At 39.0% G+C, this 22,918-nt stretch carries 17 protein-coding genes and 1 pseudogene; 7 read left to right on the forward strand and 11 right to left on the reverse strand.

Annotated features, from left to right (window positions below; all coding sequences use genetic code 11):
• Positions 1-26 precede the first annotated feature (26 nt).
• Positions 27-256 (reverse strand): annotated as a pseudogene (locus tag AAH582_RS24890) (DUF6984 family protein).
• 101 nt (positions 257-357) lie between these two features.
• On the opposite strand from AAH582_RS24890, the gene AAH582_RS18370 reads away from it, so the two are divergent.
• The 3 genes from AAH582_RS18370 (at position 358) to AAH582_RS18380 (ending at position 2,316) form a co-directional block, all read left to right on the forward strand.
• A complete protein-coding gene (locus AAH582_RS18370; RefSeq protein ID WP_343319460.1) occupies positions 358-918 on the forward strand; it encodes a Crp/Fnr family transcriptional regulator in 561 nt (186 codons plus the stop codon).
• Between the two features lie 76 nt (positions 919-994).
• Positions 995-1,327 carry a hypothetical protein gene (locus tag AAH582_RS18375; protein ID WP_343319462.1) on the forward strand — a complete coding sequence of 111 codons (333 nt, stop codon included), beginning with the start codon at positions 995-997 and terminating at the stop codon, positions 1,325-1,327.
• Between the two features lie 50 nt (positions 1,328-1,377).
• Positions 1,378-2,316, forward strand: a complete 939-nt coding sequence (locus tag AAH582_RS18380; RefSeq protein ID WP_343319464.1) for a proline dehydrogenase family protein — start codon at positions 1,378-1,380, stop codon at positions 2,314-2,316.
• Between the two features lie 68 nt (positions 2,317-2,384).
• Here the strand turns inward: AAH582_RS18380 and AAH582_RS18385 are convergent, their stop codons facing one another.
• The 5 genes from AAH582_RS18385 to AAH582_RS18405 all read right to left on the reverse strand — a co-directional run bounded on the left by AAH582_RS18385 (position 2,385) and on the right by AAH582_RS18405 (position 6,624).
• On the reverse strand, positions 2,385-3,086 hold the full coding sequence (locus AAH582_RS18385) for a lycopene cyclase domain-containing protein (RefSeq protein ID WP_343319466.1): 702 nt from the start codon (positions 3,084-3,086) through the stop codon (positions 2,385-2,387).
• Positions 3,083-3,541 carry a beta-carotene hydroxylase gene (locus tag AAH582_RS18390; RefSeq protein ID WP_343319467.1) on the reverse strand — a complete coding sequence of 153 codons (459 nt, stop codon included), beginning with the start codon at positions 3,539-3,541 and terminating at the stop codon, positions 3,083-3,085. The genes AAH582_RS18385 and AAH582_RS18390 overlap by 4 nt, the downstream gene beginning before the upstream one ends.
• A 9-nt stretch (positions 3,542-3,550) precedes the next feature.
• Positions 3,551-4,387: a phytoene/squalene synthase family protein gene (locus AAH582_RS18395; RefSeq protein WP_312745091.1), complete on the reverse strand. Its 837-nt coding sequence runs from the start codon at positions 4,385-4,387 to the stop codon at positions 3,551-3,553.
• A gap of 4 nt (positions 4,388-4,391) precedes the next feature.
• A complete protein-coding gene (locus tag AAH582_RS18400) occupies positions 4,392-5,870 on the reverse strand; it encodes a phytoene desaturase family protein (protein ID WP_343319470.1) in 1,479 nt (492 codons plus the stop codon).
• A gap of 112 nt (positions 5,871-5,982) precedes the next feature.
• On the reverse strand, positions 5,983-6,624 hold the full coding sequence (locus AAH582_RS18405) for a MarR family winged helix-turn-helix transcriptional regulator (RefSeq protein WP_286832193.1): 642 nt from the start codon (positions 6,622-6,624) through the stop codon (positions 5,983-5,985).
• Between the two features lie 275 nt (positions 6,625-6,899).
• Here AAH582_RS18405 and AAH582_RS18410 point away from each other — a divergent pair, with 275 nt between their 5' ends.
• The 4 genes from AAH582_RS18410 to AAH582_RS18425 all read left to right on the forward strand — a co-directional run bounded on the left by AAH582_RS18410 (position 6,900) and on the right by AAH582_RS18425 (position 12,173).
• The gene (locus AAH582_RS18410; protein ID WP_343319472.1) at positions 6,900-9,362 is read left to right on the forward strand and encodes an outer membrane beta-barrel protein; all 2,463 of its coding nucleotides are present in this window, start codon (positions 6,900-6,902) and stop codon (positions 9,360-9,362) included.
• 201 nt (positions 9,363-9,563) lie between these two features.
• Positions 9,564-10,070, forward strand: coding sequence for an STM3941 family protein (locus tag AAH582_RS18415; RefSeq protein ID WP_336829322.1), 507 nt, complete (start codon positions 9,564-9,566; stop codon positions 10,068-10,070).
• 178 nt (positions 10,071-10,248) lie between these two features.
• A complete protein-coding gene (locus tag AAH582_RS18420) occupies positions 10,249-11,268 on the forward strand; it encodes an SDR family NAD(P)-dependent oxidoreductase (protein WP_343319476.1) in 1,020 nt (339 codons plus the stop codon).
• 92 nt (positions 11,269-11,360) lie between these two features.
• Entirely contained in the window at positions 11,361-12,173 is an 813-nt protein-coding gene (locus tag AAH582_RS18425; protein WP_046675136.1) for a helix-turn-helix domain-containing protein, read from the forward strand.
• Between the two features lie 211 nt (positions 12,174-12,384).
• Here AAH582_RS18425 and AAH582_RS18430 read toward each other — a convergent pair whose 3' ends face one another.
• The 5 genes from AAH582_RS18430 to AAH582_RS18450 form a co-directional block, all read right to left on the reverse strand.
• Positions 12,385-14,274: a hypothetical protein gene (locus tag AAH582_RS18430; protein WP_343319478.1), complete on the reverse strand. Its 1,890-nt coding sequence runs from the start codon at positions 14,272-14,274 to the stop codon at positions 12,385-12,387.
• 12 nt (positions 14,275-14,286) lie between these two features.
• A complete protein-coding gene (locus AAH582_RS18435; RefSeq protein WP_343319480.1) occupies positions 14,287-15,939 on the reverse strand; it encodes a RagB/SusD family nutrient uptake outer membrane protein in 1,653 nt (550 codons plus the stop codon).
• Positions 15,940-15,949: 10 nt separating this feature from the next.
• Positions 15,950-18,922, reverse strand: a complete 2,973-nt coding sequence (locus AAH582_RS18440; protein ID WP_343319482.1) for a SusC/RagA family TonB-linked outer membrane protein — start codon at positions 18,920-18,922, stop codon at positions 15,950-15,952.
• Between the two features lie 36 nt (positions 18,923-18,958).
• A complete protein-coding gene (locus tag AAH582_RS18445) occupies positions 18,959-20,020 on the reverse strand; it encodes a LamG domain-containing protein (RefSeq protein ID WP_156167697.1) in 1,062 nt (353 codons plus the stop codon).
• Positions 20,021-20,170: 150 nt separating this feature from the next.
• Positions 20,171-22,741: a Kelch repeat-containing protein gene (locus AAH582_RS18450; RefSeq protein ID WP_343319485.1), complete on the reverse strand. Its 2,571-nt coding sequence runs from the start codon at positions 22,739-22,741 to the stop codon at positions 20,171-20,173.
• Positions 22,742-22,918: the final 177 nt, after the last annotated feature.

Consider the following 22,918-nt stretch of genomic DNA (forward strand, 5'->3'; position numbering starts at 1 on the left):
ATTTCTTACTATTGAAAATATAGACGTCAGACTGGAGGAACTTCGGGCAGTTTGATCAATAGCGAAAAATCCCCTTTGAAAATATCCAGTTCATAAAAATTATCATCGGTATCTAGTATAACTGAGATAAGAAGATACATACCTGAAGGCTTCCCATACCACTATCATCCATTTTCTCAACAAATATATCTTCTAAGGTAGTTATAATCTTTTCACCCTCGGGTGTATCCCGCACCAGAAATGAAATCAGATTGATTTCAGCGAGGTTTTTACTACCTGATGGGCTTGGAAAGTATTCGAATTAAATTTGAAAAGGAAATATGGGCAGCCTGTTGCATTTTTCTATATTTGAAGTAAATGGAACTCTTATCTTATCTACTTAGACACATAAAATTGAACAGCGCCGAATGCGATGCTATCGACAGAGCTTTTAGTAAACAAATTTTTGCGAAAGGTACTGTACTGGCACATCCAGACAATCACCATCAAAATGTTTATTTTATTGAAAAAGGATTATTACGCGCTTTTTATAATTTAGATGGAAAGGATATCACTCATTATTTTTTCGACGAGAATAATTTCCTGGTATCTTTTGAAAGTGTTTTTTTTGACCGCCCCCACCCCTATGGTAAACAGGTATTGGAAGAAGCTTGTTTGCGTGTTATCCCCTATAGCAAACTCGACGAACTCTGTAATAGCATCCCTGCTTTTAAGGACTTCCGGCTGCAGGTATCGCTGCAAGTGATTAGTATGCTATCCGAAAAAACTCTTGCATTACAATTTCAAACTGCCGAGCAACGCTATAAAAATATGCTCGACAAATATCCTGGCATATTGCTAAGAGCCTCCTTGGGACATATTGCCTCCTATCTGGGTATTACCCAACAAACACTAAGCGTGATACGCGCGAACAGGTAACTGATTTCATTTTTTAAGATATATTAAAAACACTGCAGATTATTTTAATTTGCTTTGCAGTATGAAATCATTACATATGAAAAAAATACTGTCATCCCTTGTCATCATCTTCATGGCAATAATGAGTCTTGCTCAATCCTCCAATGATAATTTTGCAGGTAAATGGAAAACCGAGGAAGGCTTCATTATCACCATCACTTACAGCAACGGAAAATTTTCTGGTCTCGATCCCAAAGGACGTCCAACCCTCTACAATGTGCGTTTTGAAAAAAATGAATGGAAGGGGACTGTGGAAAACCATGATACTGGCCAAAAAGGTAATTGCGAAATGTACCTCCAGGGAAAAAAGTTGAAAATTGTGGCCCATAAAGGCATCTTTTCAAAAACTTTTTATTGGGTAAAACAATAAGCAAAAAATTTAATTTACGTATTTTGTGTTGCTAATTTTAAAATTGCAAAATGGAACAGTTACTAATAGCTGGTGCTGCAGCACTAAGGAAAGCTGCATTAAATGAAGATGCTAAAGCATATGTTTTGAATAATGAGGTACTTTATCGATTCATGAAGAAAGCCGCCGAACGTTATATCGGCGGTGAAAACCTTACCGAAACCGTAGAAAAGGTACGAATTTCAACGAATGAAGGTTTTAAGTGTTCGATGGAGTATATGGGGGAAAGTACGCGATCTATTGAGGAAGCGGATAAAGCCACAGATGAATTTCTAAAGATCTGTCATGTAATAAATCAAAAGGACCTCAATTCAACAGTCTCGCTCGACCTTTCACATATTGGACTAGAGATCTCAGAAGGCCTATGTTATGAAAACCTTTCCAAAATATGCGAAATAGCAAAGGGAAAGGAAGTAATCATCAGTGCCGAAGGGACAGAAAGAACAGATAGAATCTTAAAACTCTATCAGAAAGCGTCAAAAGAATTCTCCAATCTTTCCATTACGCTACAGGCATATCTCTATCGAACGGTAGATGACTTTGAGGCCATGTGCAAAGAAAGGGGGCGTATTAGGATAGTAAAAGGAGCTTTTGAAACAGCCAAAGGTTTATCCATACCACGGGGAGAGGAGCTTAATGAACAGTATCTATATTATGTTGAAAGGTTATTTTCGAAAGGCCACTTATGTTCCATTGCAACACACCATCATGAAATTCAGCAGGAAGTAAAAAAACTAATTGAACAACTAAATCCTAAAAAGGAATCTTATGAGTTTGAAAGTTTATTTGGCATCCAAACAGAGCAGTTGGTAAAATTAAAAGCTGAGGGTTATCCTACGAAGCTGTATTTTGTATATGGTCATGAATGGTATCTCTATCTTTGCAACAGATTAGCCGAATATCCATTAAATTTATTTAGAGCCTTACAAGATATTGTTGATTCAAAGTGAGAGTCGATAAAGTAAATAATAAAGCAGCGGATTTCTGAGCTTATTTAAGCTGTCCAAATGCATCCACTTTATAGATTGGATTTTAGGGGCATACTTTGAAACTTTTTGAAAAAGTAAAGAACCCACAAAAACTGAGTGTATCCGTACACTGCATCTTCAACCGGAATCGTAAGTACCCTGATCCCCATAAATTCCATTGGATTGTAATTAACAATAGGGGACTCCAATCCTGTCCCGGTTAGTATGCCGTTGACAGGTAAAAAGCCCAGCATCAGCAAAGTGAAGACTAAAGAGGCCTGCGTAATCCATTGTATCCGAAATACAAAGTGAAAAAGCACCAATGTCACCATAGTCACAGCAGCGGTAACTACGGTATAGATTCTGTCAGCATATCGAAGAGCAACAACAGCACATATAATGACACTTACAAAGACAACAATATTATTGAAGGCCGATAGCGATTGTAATCTAAAAAATTTATCGATGCAGAAATAGGTAAAAATACATGAAAAAGGGATGAAGATAAAGAATAACCATTCTTCCAATGGCAATCCTGCTATAGCCAGTCCCAAGGTATATCTTGTGTCAAACCACCACACTCCCTTACTGGTAAACCAAACATCCCAAGCTATAAAAAATACAGCAACAAGCGCTGATGCCTTTAAAAATGGGATGAACTCACGATCGAATCGAAGCCGCTTGTCGAAGGATGCGACAAAACAGATTATGACCGTAAAAAATAAGATAAGCGAATAAGTATATTGCATCATATTTTTTCATTGTTAGTATACATTTTAAAGTATTTCATTGGAACATATAAAAAGCCAAAACACTCGCCCTCCTCTTTGCCTAAATGTTTATGATGTTGTTTATGGGCGCGACGAAGCGCTAAAAAGTAAGGGTTATTCGTTTTACTCAACCATTTGAAACGTTGATGGATAAATATATCATGCACAAAGAAATATGCCATACCATAGAGCATAATTCCCAATCCAATATAAAACAGATAATTGTACCCCTTTAACGACCCGAAATACATCAACGCGATCGTGGGAAGGGCAAAAATGATAAAAAAATAATCATTCTTTTCCAGAAACCCCGCATTGCTGTGATCATGGTGATCGCGATGTAACATCCAGAGAAAGCCGTGCATAATGTATTTATGGATAAGCCAGGTGGCGCCCTCCATAGCAATAAAAGTGACCAATACTGTAATAAAATTCATAACTCTATTTTATAAGTAAGCAGCTTTGTAACGTAGATAACTTTTAAAAGCAACGTAGGCTTTTTGTGCATTAGGTATCCTAATCCTGCTTTCCAAAATTTCTTTGGAGGATTTTTTCCGAATCTTCGCAAATAGTGAAAGATAATATTTATAAGCCAGATAAACGCCAAATTTTGCCGATGCAGGCAATTTTTTGATTCCCAAAAGCGCTTCCTTAAATTCGCTGTGTATCTCATCCTCAATCTGGCTTTTGAGTGCATTGTCAAACACCGCCATATCCAGGTTTGGAAAATAGGTACGTCCAAGCACCTGATAATCGTCCTTGAGGTCACGCAAGAAGTTTATTTTTTGAAATGCAGAACCCAGTTTCATGGCGTAAGGTTTTAACTCCTCATAGCGCTGTCTATTACCTTCTGTAAAAACCTGTAAACACATCAGCCCCACCACTTCAGCCGAACCATAAATATATTCTTTATAACGTTCGGAATTATAGTCGACTTTATTCAGATCCATTTCCATGCTATGCAAAAATTGTCGGATCAGCTCGATGTCGATAGCATACTTATGCACCGTCTCCTGAAAAGACTGTAATATCGGATTTAATGAGATACCTTCCTCTAAAGCACAGTTAGTCTCGAGGTACAACCGCGCCAAAAGTCGCTGCTTATCATAACCATGAAAACTATCGACTATTTCATCAGCCAACCTTACGTAGCCATAGATTGCATAAATACTAGCCCTAATGCTTGGCTTGAGGGCCAATATACCAAGCGAGAAACTTGTACTATACTTTTCAGTTGTTTTTTTGCTTACTTCATAAGCGAGTTCATCAAATAGCTTTTTCATGGTCTTATGTTTTACGATATAATTCAATGGCTTCTTTGGCAACAATTTTCCCCGATAAGATGGATGGAGGTACTCCGGGACCAGGAACTGTCAGCTGACCTGAATAAAAAAGATTATGGACTTTCTTATTTCTAATCTTGGGTTTCCATACCGCTGTCTGTTTTAATGTATTGGCTAGCCCATAAGCATTTCCAGCGTAAGCATTGTAATCGCTGATAAAGTCGCTTACACAGTAACTTCTCTTGTATGTAATCTGCTCGTATAGGTTTTTTGTACCAGTATGCTTTTCCAAACGCTCTAACATCTTAATTAGGTATTTTTCACGTGTTTCATCATCGTCTGAGATAGCTGTCGCCAACGGCATCAACAAGAAGAGGTTCTCACTGCCTGCGGGAGCCACATGAGGATCCGTTTTGGATGGACAACATACATAGAACAGTGGATTTTGGGGCCATTTTTTTTCACCATATATACAGTCAATATGATCGTCCAACGGATGCTCAAAGAACAGTGTGTGGTGTGTTAGATTTGGGATGGAGGATTTCATCCCCAGATAATATATCAAACTCGAAGGGGCAAAGGTCCTACTCTTCCAATAATCTTCATCATAGTTTCTCAACTCCTTGGTAAGTAGTGTTTCGATATGATGATAATCAGCGGATGCAACCACAAGATCAAATGCGTAATCTACGCCATTAACACCTAATGAAGTGATCTTATTCTTTTCAATTTTTAATGTATCAACATTATGATCGAAATGAAAAGTGACACCTTGCCTCTCGGCTACTTGCTGCATCGCCAGTACTAATTGAAAAAAACCTCCTTTCGGATAATGAGTGCCAAGTGCGTAACCGCCGTAGTTCATCAGGCTATATAATGCCGGAATATCCTTGGGTGAGGCGCCCAGAAATATGACCGGAAATTCCATTAATGTCCGCAATCGTTGGTCATTAAAATATTTGGCAACATAGGATCGGAAATTGGAAAGCAAATCTAGCTTAAAAGCGCTAAGTGCAATTTTTGGAGAGAGAAATTCGCCCCAATTATGACAGGGTTTATTGACGAAATCCCGCATCCCCACTTCATACTTAAATTTTGCAGCTTCCATAAATCGATCTAACTGCATACCAGCCCCAGGTTCGATCTGTTCAAATAATAGTTTTAATTGCTGATAGGATTCCGGAACACGAACTTGTCCGGAGTCAAATATCATTTCAAATTGAGGATTGAGCGATACAAGCTCAAAAAAATCAGCTGTGCTGCATCCAAAATCCGAAAAAAAGGACTCAATGATATCGGGCATCCAGTACCAGCTCGGTCCCATATCAAATTTAAATCCTTCTGTCGTACTGAATTGTCTCGCCCTTCCACCGGGCTGCGTATGTTTCTCAAAAACATGCACATCGTACCCTGCTTTAGCAAGATACGCTGCCGCTGAAAGACCCGAAAAACCTGCGCCAATAACGGCTACCTTCTTTTTCATTTGTTTTTTTAGCTAAACTACTTGGGCAATTCCCAATCGACTTATTGGCACCGCAACTAGTAATGTACACATCCTATTGCCTTTTGTCATTTCTATCGCATCCCGATGTGGATTATAACTTCACTTGCTCCAGCAATTTTTCCGGTGCAATATTTCTATCATAGATTAATTGATGAAATTTGCTCAGTTTATCCAATAAACTTATCAATGTTATTTTTTCGTGGTAGGTCAAATCGCCTGAAACAATCTGCGTCGCATGACGTATTTTTCCCATTTGCCGGTCCAATGCCGACAAGCCATTTTCCGTGATGTAAAGCAACTTACTCCGGCGGTCCAGTTTTGAATCGTGTTGACGTATCCAACCTTGTTTGATCAAACGGTTTATAATGGCCATGCCGGCTGGTTTTTCATGAATATTCCTTCTGATCAATTCCATTTTTGTCATCTCACCAAAGGACCGTAGTGTAATAAGATAGATAAACTCCTCTTGTGTGGAAAAATCAGATTCCCAAATAGCAGCCTTTGAATAACTTTTTGCGAACCTATTCATATGCACTATTAACGTGCTGATGACACTTTCCGGACTACGCCCATTTTCCTTACCGTCCCAATTGGGTTCTTCGAGAACATCGGTTTCCTTTGTTACTATCCAACGTTTAAATCCATTTGCGTCAGTGCTATAGATTCCGTCTACGTTTTCCTGTTCAAACTCTTCAACTAATCCAATGATTTCTTTTAAAAGCTGATATTTCATACACTTTATTTAGAACATAAATATACCATATTTGTTTTAATTATTTTAAAAATAATATTTTTTAGAATAAAAATAAACCAACATCATAGCCTTAATAGTGGCAAACTGTAACCCATCGAGGATAGAGACTTGCTTTAACTATAACAAGACCAAGGTTCTAAAGTTATGTTCGTTTTTATTATTACACGTGCAACATTTTTTCCGTGAGCTCGACTAACCTATAGTCACTAACCACAAACAATCGTCATCAAGCTTTGCACAAGAACCTTAAATACATGAAAGAGTTAAAAAAAATTGCCCTAATTCTCCCATACCTGTTGTTTTTCGCTATATCTCATGCTTCGTCTAACACGACGATCGTTTCATTCATCGATTCAACCTTTACTGTTACGGGCAAAGTAGTTGATTCTATTACTAACGAACCTGTTCATTTAGTTTCCATATCCTTACTGGATCATCAAAGTGGCAGCAATCCTGTCAGAACAGTAGTGACAAATGAAAGTGGGGACTTCCAATTGATCCATAGTCAGCGTTCATTTTACCTAAAAATCAATCATATGGGCTTTCAGTTTCAGATAAAAAGAATTGTAATACCCAACGGGAGCAATATAGATTTGGGTACTATAAAGCTTCATAAGATTGACAATAAGCTTGAGGAGGTTGCAGTTTCTTCCAGAAAACCTCCCCTAGAACTTATTACCGGTGGGTATAGATTTAATGCGGAAAACAATATACTAGGCAATAGTACAAATATAGCAGAACTGCTCAAGCAGGTTCCGGGATTAACAGTTGATGAAATGGAAGGCAAATTACAATTGCTTGGAAAAGGAGCTACTGTATTGATCAATGGTCGGAAAGTCAATTTGGGTGGTCAAGATTTATTGAACTACCTGAAATCTCTACCGAGCAATAAGGTCTCGTCCGTTAACGTGTTTACAAGTCCAGGTGCTGCATATGATTCCGCCGGAGATGGAGGTGTGCTCGATATCAGACTTAAGAAAAATTCCAATTTGGGGTTCTTTGGGTCGGTAAGTACAAGTGTTTCCACCCTTTGGGGGACCGACCAATCGCTCAATATAAATCTTAAAAAAAGTAAGTTTGAAATTTCAGTGGGCTATAATTTTTCATATAGTGAAAACCTACATAAACGAAACGATCTAATAAAAAACTATTACTTACCCGATTCTAGTTATCTCTATAGACAAGAACAGGCCAGCGAAAGATCCCAAAGAACACATTCCATGAAAACCAATACACTTTATAATATTGATTCGACGAGCACACTTTCTTTTAATTATTGGTACGCCAGCTTTTATGGCAAATTTCCTAATGAAAGAGATGCTACGATCTATAATCGGGAAGATCAATTTCAAAGGCAGCTTAAACAGCAGGACTTCATGTTTTTGGACAATAATTTTCATATCGCCGATTTCATTTATGATAAAGATTTTAAAACGAAAAGCAAGCTTTCGATCGGTATGAATTACGCGAAATACTCGAATGAGAATAACACTTCATTCTGGAGAAAGGCATATGATTTTTCTAACACGGAAATAAATTCCTCAGAAAATGATAGCAGAAATTTTATTACTTCCAGACCATATGAAATCTGGACATTCAATACAGATTACAAAACAAACATTGGAAAGGGTATTGATCTAAAATTCGGTGCAAAATATGCCCGTGCAAATACAGAAAGCTTCTTTAAGAATCTAGCCACAGATGGAATTATCGATGCAGGTGAATTAAATAGTGAAAATAAGGTTCAATATAACGAAAATATACTTGCAGCCTATTCTTCTCTGAATGGTAAATTGAAACACTTCTCCTTCGATTTAGGCTTGCGATTAGAATCATTCGACTATAAATTACGAGCCGTTTTAACTGACGAACAAATTAAAAACAACTATCTTAATTTATTTCCCAACTTTAATATACGTTATGATTTCAAAGACCTTAAAAACAGCATTGCTTTATCAGGGAACAGAAGAATCGAACGTCCCGGGTATAGTATGTTCAATCCATTTGCGGTGAACAATAATCCTATCTATTTCACCAACGGTAACACGCATTTGAAGCCATATTTTGCGAATAGGCTAGATCTGCAATATTCACATAAGTGGAATAGCAACCACTCACTGATCTTTTCTTTATATGGAAACTCTTCGAAGAATATGTTTACATATATCTCCAGATATAATGAGGAGGTTGGAAGTCCAGAGTTTAACTATTATAATGATTATAATCTAAACCAAATCGGAGGTTATGTCATGTCGCAAAACAAGTTTGGAAGCAGCGTGAATGTCAGTACATATTTATCAGCACAACGCCCAACTTTCAGATCGAACAATACAGAAGATATTTTGTTACCTGGGATTGTCAACTTTAGTGGGTCGATCAATACTTTTATCTATATTCTGCCAAAGACTACTGTTCAAATACTCGGCTTTTATGCATCGAAAAGAAATAGTTTTCAAATGCAATATGGCGCAACGGGATATATCACAACGGGTTTACAGCAACAAGTGCTTCAGGACAAGTTAAATATATCCCTCACGATTGAGGATATTTTCAACTTACAAAAAGCACCTATTTCCAGTTTAGGCAATGTGATTAGCATTGAAACAGTGAATAAATTGAAGTCGCGCTATGCAAAATTGAGTTTCAGCTACAATTTTGGAAAAACCTTTTCAGCAAAACAGACCAAAAAGCTCGAAAAGGATTCGAGGATAGATTAACCCATCAATACTTTGATCATCACAGATGATTCGTGGAGGCATAGCGCTGGATATAATTGAGTTTAGAAAATAGTTTAAATACAGATAGACATTAAAATACCGCGAATTTAAAACGATTCACCACGAATTGGAATTCCCTTGAAAATTTGAGGAAAGTTATTCTAATTTAGTCCTATAAATACATAGAAGAAAAAGTGAATTATGAATGAGACTATCATAGAATTTGATAATAAAAAGCGTCTGAAATTAGCGCTGTTTGGTTTGCTGATGACGATAGCGGCTTTGGCATTTGCCTACTATATCTTCTTTGTCGCCGAAAAAATAAGAATTTTCCATGGGGCACTGATGTTGACCTTAGGAGGCTTAGGGTGTTATTGTCTGATTGGTGGTATAAAGGCCCTATTTAATAAAGATCGAACCGGCCTCCTATTAAACGCAGATGGTATTCGATATAACGGTACACCAGTAGGAATAAAGGTTGGGACTGTAAAATGGACTGCGATTCAATCCGTCTCAACAGGGATGGCCCATGGTGTCCATTTTGTTTTTTTGAAGCTACACAATCCCGAAAATTATATCCAGCAGTTCGCTCCACAAGTACAACAACATGTGCTCGAAAATGGAATAGCCATTTCGGTCGATCAGTTGTCGCTTGACTTCAATGAGCTCAAAAAATTGATAGAAGAGTATTATCAGCGGTATCATTAACAGTAAAAAGAAAAAGATTGATTCCCCAACATCGTTCAAAACCTGTACAAGTCAATTGAATGAGTTGTTCGCCTTATATTTTTCATTGATCTTTTAAACAAAGTAAGTTAGGACGTCTAAACAAAACCCTGCGTCAAAATCCCTCCTACCTTTGTCTTAACAAAATCAAATTTTTAAAATGAAAGCAAACAATTATCAAGGAGCATTACAGAAACCAATCGGTTCTGGCTTCACAGCAAAATCTACTTCAGAGGACGTCATTAAAGGAATTGATCTAAGCAATAAAATCGCAATTGTAACGGGAGGTAATACGGGAATCGGACTTGAAACTACCAAAACGCTCGCTTCTGCCGGTGCAACTGTTATCGTTCTTGCAAGAAACGTTGAAAAAGCAAAAGTAAATTTAGCAGGTATAATAAATATCGAAATCGAAGAAGTGGATATGATTGAACCATCTTCTATTGACAGATTTGCTAGAAAATTCATTTTATCAGGCAGACCACTTCATTTACTAATCAACAATGCCGGTATTATGTGGGTCCCTTTGCAGCGTGACCAACGTGGAATTGAATCGCAACTAGCGACAAATTATTTAGGGCAATTTCATCTTACAGCTAGACTGTGGCCCGCATTAAAACAGGCGGGTGCTGCACGAGTTGTCAATGTATCTTCTCTTGGACACCATAATTCTTCCTTCAATTTTGAAGATCCAAATTTTGAAAATCGCGAATATGAAACTCTTCAGGCTTATGGTCAATCAAAAACGGCAAGCAATCTTTTCACTTTAGAGCTAGATAACCGAGCCAAAGATTTTAATATAAGGGCGTATTCTTTACATCCAGGCTCGATCGGAGGTACAGAATTAGGACGGAATGCAGACCCGGAACAATGGAGGAAGTTAGGATTTTTAGATGAAAATGGAAATATACACCCAGCGATAATGGCTGCATTGAAGACCATTCCACAAGGTGCTGCGACTACGGTTTTTGCAGCGACCAGTCCGTTATTAGATGAAATAGGCGGTGTATATCTGGAAGATAACGATATCGCAGAGTTGCTACCAACAGATCCTTTAATCCCAACCCATACAAAACTGCATCAGAACGGTGTCCAACAATATTCATTGGATAAAGATTCAGCAAAACGCCTTTGGCACCTTAGTGAAGAAATGACCGGAGTAAAGTTCAATATAGACTAATATCCAAACGGCTTACGATAAAAGATTTAGCTATTAATTTTTTATATTTATTTCATCACAATGCCTTTAAAGCCGAACAGAAAATTCGAATCATGGAGTATAAAGCAAAATATATAACAGATGATATTAAGCTATCCTGTTATGAGGATAAGTTCTTCAAATCGGATATCAGTTTCGAGTGCCATATGTTAATCTGGTTTATTTCCGGTGAAACAAAAATTGTACAAGCCGATGCTACTTACTTCTTTAAAGAAGGTGATATTTTTCTAATACCAAGAAATCAGTTAGCAACAATTATCAACTACCCAAAAGATGGACAGCCTCACAAAACGGTCGTGATGCACTTAACGAGTGAGAAGCTAAAAAATTTCTATGCAAATCTGACCATAAAGCCTTCTGCTCGAAAATCGGAAAAGATATACAGCTTTAACAATCATCCTTTACTGGAAAGCTGTCTTTCCTCATTGATTCCTTATTTTGAACTACAGAAACTGCCCGAGAACATTGCCTCCCTGAAAATCACGGAAGCAATCAGTATCCTCCGGGCGATAGATAAAGAAATAGATCCTATTTTGGCTAACTTTGAAGAACCCGGCAAAATTGACCTGGCAGGCTATATGGAAAAGAACTTTATGTTCAATTTATCGCTGGAAAAATTCGGTTATCTGACAGGACGAAGTTTAACCACCTTCAAAAGGGATTTTAGCAAGATTTTCAACCTCACACCGCAGCGATGGTTAACAAAAAAACGATTGGAGCTAGCACACTATCAATTTGTTGAAAAAAGAATGAAACCAATCGAAGTTTGTTACGCGGTAGGATTCGAAAATCTTTCACATTTCTCCTATGCGTTTAAAAAGCATTTTGGTTACACGCCTACCGATCTGCTAGCATCGCGACTTTGAAAAAATGTTGAATAGGTCTAATAGCGAATTTCATTCCGGATACATATTAAGCATTTGAAAACGTTGAATACAAATCATAGCGAGCGCAAGCTTATCTCAAAGGCCACCTATCATCGTGCAGACTTCCAATACATCCGCCGCGAGCCCATGCAATGGCAGAATGACTCAACGGAAGATGTATTGTTTTATCGACTGTATGTTAAATCCATGCTTAGTAATAGGATTTCAAGTATCGTTCTGTTTCCTCTTTATTGTGGCTCATACGTATGCGCCAAATCAATTCCTGGACGTTGACGGTCTCGAAATCTATTCCCAAATGGTTTCGCATAAGTTTTGCCGCCGAAGCTCCGTCCAACTCTCCATTCGTATTTTCCGCGATAGGATCTGCCCCTTTGCCTATATCTCTAAACTTACTCCATGCGTGCACCCCGATTACGGAGAACTTATTTTCGGTGTCTGCTGTAAGTTTTTGGGCAATATAAGCTGGGGTTCCCTCCCGTTCATGATTAACATTTCCAAAATTCCAAAGCGTATAGCGAATGCTAATGACCGGAATCTCATACCCTTGTTTATTTTTCAACCAAATAATATCTCCCTTTCCGCCTGCATAAGGACTGTATTGTAAGACAACAAGTCCCTCGAGCTGATCATTAGCATCAATAAATGCTTGATACCCTTCTTTGGCAGCTGCCGACTTCACATCTTTAGCCATCAGTCCAAGCACTTTAATGCGATGTTGCCGCATATGCTGTGCAACATCTTTGGCCAAATTGGCCAGACGTGTGGTACGGTTATCTTCGATCCCAAAATTATCAACATATTGATAACCACCTCCAAGGGCTTCAATCAAAGCATAATCACGATGCTGCTTATTAAAGACGTTACTAAATTGACTTGGTGCCATTTGCAAAAGATTGCTCGCAGAAATACCAAACCCCATTTTCATGTTCGCGGCATCGCTGTTTTGATAGTAATCAGAAACAAAATCGTTCATCATCCACTGTACATTGTCACCATCCGAAAGATAATAAGCAACGAATTTCTTATCCTTCGACCAGTCGATAAACTGCGGATTGACAACCTTAGCCAATACACCTGTCTGACGCTGTTTGTATGTCAATGAAGTCAATGTAATATTATACGTCCAATCGCTAGGGACCCAGACATGCCCCTTGGCAGATGCCCTGCTTACGAATACCGACTCATCCACGCCTTGCTCCCATCCATAGATTGGGGCGCCAGGCGCCAGCCACGATAATATTTCCTCATACACCTGTAAATTCTGGCCGGCAGTTGCGTTCTCTTTTTGCTTATTAATGTTGAGGACAAATAAGTTGTTGGCAATTGCGAAGTCGCGCAATTCTCCAGTCTGTACGGGCATAACCACCAACGCTTTGTTGCTAACTTTCGTTTTAAATTCTTTCCAGGCATCTGCCGTGGATTTATTACGCGCATCATATTTCATCGCATATCCGGCCGCATCATATTTGGCCTTGTCGCGGACATCAACAATCAACGCATTGTACACGGAAGAAGCCACTGAAGCCACGATATTACTTTCTGGATTATTTGTTACATCCGTGAGTACATAACCGTCGAATAGATCTTTTATCTGCAACTTGATCCCATCGGACGGACCATAATTATTCCGCGCCAGCTCAATGGCACTTTGCATCCCTTGTTCGCTAACCCCAAGATCACCCAACGCCTGCTTAGACAGGCTGTAGGATTCCCGCCCCGCATGATCATGCAACCAGACAGCGATCTGGCTCTTTCCCTGCTGTACAGCACGGTTGGTCAACCCAGCGAGCGATTGCGCCAATAAATGATACTGTAAGCCTCGTATTTCATTGCTTTCACCAATATTGTTTCTAGAACCAACGTTAAGGACCTCCACGACAGACCAGTATCGTTTGGGTTTTACCGTCATCTCTAATAAATTATACTGCCCGTTATCTTTAATGGGCTCGTAAAGCTCTTCATATAGTTGTGGAACGGTATCATTCATACCTTGATTGATATCGGGACTTTTATATTTTGAGCAGCTCAAAAATAGACTGCATAGGGCAAGCATTATTCCAGTAATCATAGCGTATTTCATAAAGCATTCAATTTAATTATAACCATTATTTTGGGTCAATCCTTCGGTTTTATTGATTTCATCCTGTGGAATAGGCCTCAATAGGTGAATGGGGTTTAGGTTGTTGTATTTTTGAACCAATGGATTGTTGGCCTTCGCCCGCACAATAAGTTTACCGGTCCGTTTTAGATCAAACCAGCGATCGTGCTCGCCCATAAGTTCGCGTGCTCTTTCATCGAGCAGTACATCCAAGCTAAGAGCCGACAGTTTGAGCTGATCGTTGAAAGCAGTCTCGGATAGCGCAGCGCGTTTGCGGAGCTCATTGACAAGATGGAGTGCTTCTTGATTTTGATGCATGCCCAAATAGGCCTCTGCTGCTAATAAATATGCATCCGATAGACGGTATATAACATCTTCTCGTGTACCTGCCCCACCCCAGGGCATTTTGGCATCTTTGAATTTTTGGATAATGGGCATCCGGTCTATCGCATTGGTCAGTACAGGCAATGCAGTAGACTGCGGATACCAATTGTAGTCATTTCCATTTTTAAAGGGGTAAAAACGTAACGCTCCAACAACATTCCCCGAATGGTCATTCCAGCGTGGAAAATAGATCCCCAATTTGCCAAAATCTTTGCTTGCTGGATTATTCACTATAAATGAACGTTTGAAGGTTACGTCGTAACGTGTATCCACATCGGGATTGTCAAAATATTCATGAACACGCGGTATAACCCAATATTGCCTACTCATAGCGCTATAGTCAGCTTGATTACGAACAAAAAGGTCAGGCTCCAATGCAGTTATGTTAAAGCCAAATAGCTGCTGCTGTGGATTCCCCCCACCAACATAGTTCTTGTCCGTGCCATATTGCATCGCCCAGATTACTTCGCTATTATTTTGATTATTTTCGTCATACACACTCGCATATGATCCCAATAAGCGATATTGACCCGATTGGCTGATACTCATAAAATTTTGTGCCGCATCTTTAAAATCTGTCGTCACCGCATATGATTTATATGCCCGCGTTAGATAAAGCTTCCCCAACAAAAATCGAATTGCAGCGTCATTTACTTCTCCTAGCTCAGCATTTCCGAATGGAAGGGTCCCTTTTGCACTTTCCAGATCTTCAATCAATTGTTTATAGATCTGCGTTTCGGAGGCACGGTGCACACTTTTCAGCACCTCTTTCTGTTCTTCCAGATAAAGTGGGACGTCCCCGAATGTTTCCACTAAATAATAATATGCAAGGGCACGGAAGAATTTACCTTTCGCTACCATTTTTGGATAGTCTGTTCCAGCAATGTCTGCAGTTGTTCGAGTTAGCAGAATGTTGGACTCTTGTACAATCTTATATAAATTGTTCCAATATCCGCCTACAACTGGCGCTGTACCATTGAAGGTCTTATCATAACCGTTGAACATCCGCTCCGATTCACCTTCGGTAATTGCCATGTAGAGGTCCGTTCCGAAATATTGCATTTCACCTGTATTAAAAACAGCTCTACTCTTCACATATAAGTCGACTAGCAACTTTTGCTGACCTTCTTTGCTATCGTAAAATTTATCGGTTACTACAGAAGGCGAATCGACATCGAGAAAGCTGGAACAACCGACCATACCAACCAGCAGCGAAACGCCCAGCACGAAAAGGTTTATTTGATTTTTAAATATATTCTTCATGTCGTAATAATTAAAATGAAACATTCACCCCAACATTAAATATGCGAGGATAGATGGAAAGTTGAGTGTAAAGATTTTCGCCGATAATCTCTGGATCGGGCCCCAGGTACTTTGTAAATGTAAATGGATTAATAACGGATGCATAAGCCCTAAAGGATTTACTTTTTAACCGTTTAGCCAACGCGGCAGGCAATGTGTACCCTAAGGTAATATTCTGTACTTTTACAAAAGTGCCGCTCACTTTTCCCAATACTTGGGTATAATAGGACTGCGCCCCGATCTGTGGATAGCTGTTACTTCTGTTTTCCGGTGTCCAATAGGCAACATTCAATTTATTCCAGTGCTCGTTGTCCCAAGCGGTGAATGTATAGGTGAAATCATCGTTATATAAACCTCCAATTCGTCCATACACATAGGCTGTAAGATCAAAATTTTTGTAGCTAAAGGTATTTGTTAAGCCAAAGGTATAGTCAGGAGAAGGCGTGCCGAGGACCTTGTAGTCACGCTCGTCCAAAACACCGTCGCCATTGAGATCCGCAACTTTGATATGCCCCGGGGCCTGCCCGTATTTTGTTGCCATGTCCTTTTCTTCTTCTTGCCAGATTCCCAAACGTTCGAAATCGTAGATAACCCGAATAGGTTGACCAATAAACCACCTATTCGCCAGGTCATCTTTACCGTCGCCAAAAATATCCTTGATACGGTTCCTATTCAGCGAAAAAACTGCGTTTGTTTTCCAGGAGAAATTGCCATGTTGTACGTTGATACTTTTCAGATTGAGCTCTATTCCTCGGTTACCCGTTGTTCCGACATTACGAAGAATAGAAGTAAAACCATTGATACCAGCCACGGATTGTCTGAAAATTAAATCTTTGGTCGTCCGGTCATAGATATCTATTGTCCCAGACAGACGGTTGTTCAATAGCGCAAAATCCAATCCAAGGTTCCATTCTGAAGTCATCTCCCAAGTGAGAGCAGGATTACCCTTTGTGCCGCCGATGCCATAACCATTTTGTCCTTTACCATTGATCACATATTTAGAAAGATCCAATACGCTATTGACCACATTGTAGTCCATATTATTGTTACCACTCTTTCCCCAGCTCAGCCGTAGTTTTAGATCGTTAAAAAGGTGTTGTCTTTTCATAAACTCTTCGTTGGATATACGCCAAGCTATCGCGGCGGAAGGCATAAATCCCCACCTATTCTGCGGTGCTAACCGTGAGGTTCCATCCCTACGCCCTGTCAGTGTCAAGAGGTAACGATCTTTATACCCGTAATTAAAGCGCATCATATAGGATAACATGGCTGCCTCCCAATAGTAACTTGAAACATCGGTAATTTCGTCTGCTGATTGGATTGCATGCCAATCTGAATCAAAAGGCATACCTACACCACGCATCTGTGATCCCTGATGAGTTTCTTTCTGCATACTAAATAAACCGACGACGTTAATTTTATGTATATCAGCCCAGTTTTTATCATAGGTTAAGGTATTATCCCAAACATAATTTAGATTTTTGCTTTCCCGACGAAAGGCATCCGGTGCATTGACACCGCTTTTGGCCTGCGTATATCGACCAATCCATTCCCCATATGTATCATTATCCAGCTGGATCGCAAATTGCGATTTGAAGGTGAGCTCCTGTAAAGGCTTGAATTCCGTAAATCCAGCTAGATTGATAAAGTTCGCTTCTGTAACTTTCTTATTGTTCTCTATTTGAACAAAAGGGTTTATTTTACTTGATGTGGGCTGTACTTCGAATGCATAGTTCCCATCTTTGTCATATGGACTTGCGATCGGCGGGATGAAATAAGCATTGATAAGTGCATCATCAGCCCCATGATTGGTTCTATTAAACGAAAAATAGTTGTTCATCCCGACTTTGAAGCGTTCTGAAATACGATGCTGCAGCCCCATATTGACCGTGTAACGCTTAAAATTTTCGTTACCGACCAGTCCTTCGTCATTATTATACCCTGCAGAAAAAGCATAATTGCTCTTTTCGGATTGTCCGTTGGCACTGAGGTATTGTGTATTTCCTAAGCTATTTGAGGTCACTTCGCGTAGCCAATCATAATATTCACCATATTTAATACGACGTTTTTCATCAGTGGTTAGGAAATCAGAGCGGCCTAATGAGCTTTCACCATATTTCTTTTTCCAAAGCGCAATTTTATAATTTACGTATTCAAGTCCGTTACCCATATTGCCGATCATATCAGGAATACGAGTTGGTGTTTTAAGATTGAGCGAGCCCGCGTATTCTAATTGAAAACCCTGTTTTTTTCCCGCTGCCTTCGTCGTAATAATCACCACTCCATTAGCTCCTCTGGAACCGTAAATAGCAGATGAAGATGCATCCTTTAAAATATCGATAGACTCAATATCTGCGGCATTTAAGTGTCTCATCCCTGAGTAAGATGGAATACCATCAATGACATAAAGAGGTTCGTTGGAATAATTGAATGAATTCGTTCCCCTGATTTGAACACTCATATCGGCTCCAGGTCTATTGTTGGTTTTGGTAACCAAAACTCCACTTACCCTACCATTTAGCGCTTCGGTTACATTGGTGGCTTGCGCTTGAACCAACTCCGAATTTTGAATATTGGCAATTGAGCCTGTCAAATCCTTTTTTTGCACTTTTCCATAACCATAAACAACGACTTCATCGAGGTTTTCGTCCTTACTCATCATCGTTACTTCTAGACTTCCACTGGCAGGAACAGTCGTAATAACCGATTCATATCCCAATAAAGTAAATGTCAACGAATTGCCCACTTGAAGGTTCAAATCAAAGGTTCCATCAGACTTACTTGAAGCCAGCGATCTTGAATTAGTTGAAATAGATACTCCCGTCAAAGGAGTGCCAGACTTGTCTTTCACTCGACCTTTCACTTGACGCTGCTGTCCAATAACAACAATGGAAAACAGCATAAGCACTGCCATAGTGAAAATAGATTTATAATAAATTTTCATCCTTATCTTTTATAAATTGATACTATATTGATCTCCTTATTTGATTTTGTGCCATTTATGCTGGCCTACGATTTTTGCATGGAACTTATTGGTTTTATCTGGGATCGATTGGCTGTTTTCGGGTACCTTCACGAAATCCCAAGCGCATATCAAATCCGATTCCGTTCCAGACACTTCAGCAGTCATCAACTGGTCTATTTCTACAGCTGATTTAGCGCTACTCCATAATCGAAATTTCTTTATATATCCCGTCATACCACGATTATTGTCCTCGGGCTCTACAAAAGCCCACATCTTAAGATTGCGGCTATTCGGCTGATATTTTTGTAATACACCCGCTGGATCCTTGATATCGTTAGATTTGGAGAATAATAATTTACCATTGATATACATCTTTAACTGATCCGAGGCCAAGGATTCGTCATAAACAGCTACAAGATGATTCCATTGCCCATAATTGGTTGGATAGGCTGCGCCCCACTCCAATACACGGTCTTGCTGAGGTCCCATTCCAAGCGTCGTACGGAGGTTACTTCCCATAAAATTAACCATCCAACCTTGTTTTACACCTTTACCATCATGACTAAAAGTGGCGACAAAATCTCCAATGGCAAACTCAAAAAAACCAGGGTCATATTTGATCCAGGATTCTACGGTAAATTGTCTGGAAGAGCTGAACAAATTAGACTCACCAAAATCGATGTATCCCTTTTTATCAATCCCAAATACCTGTAATTCACCAACAGTACCAGACGATAATGTTTCCTGATAGGAATTTCGAAATGTTTGAATGGCTTTACTAGCGTCGATACAAAAGCTATTTACCTCAAAAGGTAATACAAAATAGCCGGCCTTTGCTTTGGAAATCCCCTCTTTGAGATGGCCTAAAGCCTGTTCTAATTCAATGGCATTCGCTTTTGGATAAGTTCCATCGACTTCACCTATTTTGGCGGTATCCAAAAGAACTTGCATGGTATCCAGATAATTGTTCAGGCAGGAAAGATCAAGCTCCATTGGCCCCTGCTTTTCCTGAACACAGGCGGTAAACAATAACGTACCGCAAAAAATAAGAAGCAGTTTGTTTTTAATCCATTTCATAATCAGATTGGTTATTTTAATATCATTAGAATATGCACATTGCTAAATTGATTTACTGGATTTAGCTTAATTGGCTTTATTCGAAAACAATATTAATGCAGGCTGATTAATTTAGGGGTTAATCTAAGGGTTAATCGTTAGAAAAACGCACTAATCCTGATCTAAAAGGGATTCGAAAGATACACTGTAATTAACCTCCATCCATTTATGATATCTCTTTTGAAATTTTTGATATGCCTTTTTAGCTTTGGCCATATCCCCGATTCTCTTCCAAATGTTAATTTCGATCTTCAGTGCTTCAGTGGAAGTTGGATCCGTTTCATAAAGGAAATGGATGAGCTGCAACGCCATCCTCAATTCATTTATAACAATGGCATGTTGAATCTGACGCATTAGAAAATCGCAAATATCTTGTTCCATTTGAGATTTAAGCATATCTAATCCATCAGCACTTTCCTTGGACAGAAATTGTCCACGGCTCAAGATTGTCCACAATTCATTACTTATTGAATTGCTCTCCATAATGGATTTAAAGTGATAACTATCGATATAAGTTCCGTCTAATTCTATTTTATAATAGGATTGAGCATATACCAATTTAATTCCATTCAGATATTCTAAAGATTTGCGAAGGTGGTTTAGCGTAACGCCTCGAATATTTTTGGCAGCACCATGTTCCTTCTCAGGCCAAAGCAAGCTGCTCAATAGTTCAGATTTGATTCCTTTTTGGGGGTTGTGTAAAAGGAGTAATATCAATAAATGCTTTATTTTTCCTTTGAAAAGATGTGTAATATCCACTCCTTTCGCATCAATAACCTGAAAATCGCCAAAGAGATGGACGCAATTTACTGATGGAAACAGAAAATCATTGGTCAAAACCAATTCGGCTGAAGGCGGTTTATTGGCTGGACGGTCATTGGGTATTTGATAGGATGACAAGGGTGTTAAAACAGCCTTATTACCTATTTTTCTCTTCCACTTCCAATATAATCCTCCTAGAATAAGAATCACACAACCTATTATCCAAGGGAGAAAGGATATCCGTTTTGATTCTTGTTCACTATTCCAATCACTCGCTGTTAAAACAGGAAGTCTTAATCTATAGATTGTGATCTCTGACCTCACTTCTTCATTATCATAGACCTCAGTCACAGCGTAGAACCTATTCAATGGTTCAAATTGAAAAAGGTTTGCATTGGTTTTTATTTTATCGGACCTAATCGGAATAGAATCGCCCAAAGGCTGATAGGTCGGTTTATCCAATGAAAATTGGTACAACTGGAGAGAAGAACTGGATTCGTATTCGGAATACATCAGGCTGTAGAAGTTCCGTTTGCCATCATAAACCAGTTGTCGTACAGGGATCTTGTTTCTCTCTTCCCATTGAAGCTGCCAGATTTTTTTAACCGACTGCTGGTTGACATCAAATTGATACAGATCATAATAATAGCTACGCCCAAGATTGTTATCTCCTTGTGGATTTCCCATTCCGCCAAAAATGTATAAATGATCGGAACTATCGAGAAAAGAAGAAGTAAAATAGCGGGGATGAATTTTATCACCTTTAACCGACAGCGTGTCCCATGTTCCATTTTGGATATTTAACTTTAGAAAATTTCCATTATAACGTTCGTTTCCAAAACCTCCAAAAATAAGGTAATCTTTTTCCGACAGGAACTGCCCCGTATGGTGGTGGAGCTGCATCGGTAACTGCCTTTTGCTTACGCAAACAAGCTGTGGGTTATCCAGATCTATGCGTACAATGGAACAGCTATCTTGAGGCAAATTATTGACTTCATAGATGTAAAGCTTATTATCGTGAAGGAAGCTATTTCCTAACTGAATCCGAAGTGGAAGATTATGCGGCATTGGATGGACTGATTCCTTGCCAGAATACAGGTCAATAGTGCGAAGGCTGTCCTGTGAAAAAACAATTAGCCGGCCACCACGCTGATCAATTTGATAACCTCCAATAGATTTGAGTTTTATCGTCTTCCATTTTTCCCAGAAAAAGGATTCCGTTGCCATCCAGTTCGCATTCAGCACTTTTCCAATGGCATTGCCACGGCTATCATGAATAATATCTCCCTGCCGTTCCTTCAATGGGATACTGCAATGTACATCTCCACCAGATAAATAAATATCTTTAATGGTATAATCGGCTACATCGATCGCATAACCATTCTTTCCAAAGATTAGCTGGAGGGGAGCCGCATTGGCTTTCAAACCCGTGATTTCAGAGAGGACGATGCTTTGATCCAACACTTTCCACAATAATTTTTTCCTAGACAGGTCGATATGCAAGTTTACTGAAAACCACTGTTGAATTTTAAGCTGACTTTTATCAAAGACAAGGTGTCCCAAACTACTTGAACCTTCCAAATTAAGGCTAAATTCAATCTTATCGCCACGAATACTTCGGAGATTCATTGAAATGGCCTGTTCTGAATTGACAAAATTCAATTTAAATATTCCACCTTGATTTGATTTTTCATCAAGCGCCAGGTTAAAAGACAGCTGAAAAGTCCCTTTATTAAATGATTCCAATCCTTTGATTTGGCCGAAAGATATCGCTGCAGCTGATCGATTGTTAATCGGATATGCGTTTCCTTTTATTCTCAGTCCATTTCCCCATGTCTCCGTAAAAAGAAGCGCGAAACAAATCGCTAAAATATAGTTGAAAAATCCATGGTCTATAATCCTTGAAAAACACCCTTTCATGTGGCAAATGGTCAGAGAAATTAATATTAATATCGAAATCGATAATTCAGTTATGCTAATCTAATAACAAAAACTGAAAACTCATATATATCACCTAACACAGATGAATCCAATTCTTATACGTCTAATGGGAACAGTTTATAATACCTTCGAATCAATTCTATTTTTTGAATTTTA

This window comes from Sphingobacterium multivorum, from assembly GCF_039511225.1.
Taxonomy (GTDB): Bacteria; Bacteroidota; Bacteroidia; order Sphingobacteriales; family Sphingobacteriaceae; genus Sphingobacterium.

What these genes read in the sequence shown, in the direction of transcription:
- AAH582_RS18415 (WP_336829322.1), top strand. Translation starts at nt 9,564, where the DNA reads ATGAATGAGACTATCATAGAATTTGATAATAAAAAGCGTCTGAAATTA.
- AAH582_RS18410 (WP_343319472.1), top strand. Translation starts at nt 6,900, where the DNA reads ATGAAAGAGTTAAAAAAAATTGCCCTAATTCTCCCATACCTGTTGTTT.
- AAH582_RS18385 (WP_343319466.1), bottom strand. Translation starts at nt 3,086, where the DNA reads ATGATGCAATATACTTATTCGCTTATCTTATTTTTTACGGTCATAATC.
- AAH582_RS18390 (WP_343319467.1), bottom strand. Translation starts at nt 3,541, where the DNA reads ATGAATTTTATTACAGTATTGGTCACTTTTATTGCTATGGAGGGCGCC.
- AAH582_RS18395 (WP_312745091.1), bottom strand. Translation starts at nt 4,387, where the DNA reads ATGAAAAAGCTATTTGATGAACTCGCTTATGAAGTAAGCAAAAAAACA.
- AAH582_RS18370 (WP_343319460.1), top strand. Translation starts at nt 358, where the DNA reads ATGGAACTCTTATCTTATCTACTTAGACACATAAAATTGAACAGCGCC.
- AAH582_RS18435 (WP_343319480.1), bottom strand. Translation starts at nt 15,939, where the DNA reads ATGAAGAATATATTTAAAAATCAAATAAACCTTTTCGTGCTGGGCGTT.
- AAH582_RS18425 (WP_046675136.1), top strand. Translation starts at nt 11,361, where the DNA reads ATGGAGTATAAAGCAAAATATATAACAGATGATATTAAGCTATCCTGT.
- AAH582_RS18445 (WP_156167697.1), bottom strand. Translation starts at nt 20,020, where the DNA reads ATGAAATGGATTAAAAACAAACTGCTTCTTATTTTTTGCGGTACGTTA.
- AAH582_RS18375 (WP_343319462.1), top strand. Translation starts at nt 995, where the DNA reads ATGAAAAAAATACTGTCATCCCTTGTCATCATCTTCATGGCAATAATG.
- AAH582_RS18380 (WP_343319464.1), top strand. Translation starts at nt 1,378, where the DNA reads ATGGAACAGTTACTAATAGCTGGTGCTGCAGCACTAAGGAAAGCTGCA.
- AAH582_RS18420 (WP_343319476.1), top strand. Translation starts at nt 10,249, where the DNA reads ATGAAAGCAAACAATTATCAAGGAGCATTACAGAAACCAATCGGTTCT.
- AAH582_RS18450 (WP_343319485.1), bottom strand. Translation starts at nt 22,741, where the DNA reads ATGAAAGGGTGTTTTTCAAGGATTATAGACCATGGATTTTTCAACTAT.
- AAH582_RS18430 (WP_343319478.1), bottom strand. Translation starts at nt 14,274, where the DNA reads ATGAAATACGCTATGATTACTGGAATAATGCTTGCCCTATGCAGTCTA.
- AAH582_RS18440 (WP_343319482.1), bottom strand. Translation starts at nt 18,922, where the DNA reads ATGAAAATTTATTATAAATCTATTTTCACTATGGCAGTGCTTATGCTG.
- AAH582_RS18405 (WP_286832193.1), bottom strand. Translation starts at nt 6,624, where the DNA reads ATGAAATATCAGCTTTTAAAAGAAATCATTGGATTAGTTGAAGAGTTT.
- AAH582_RS18400 (WP_343319470.1), bottom strand. Translation starts at nt 5,870, where the DNA reads ATGAAAAAGAAGGTAGCCGTTATTGGCGCAGGTTTTTCGGGTCTTTCA.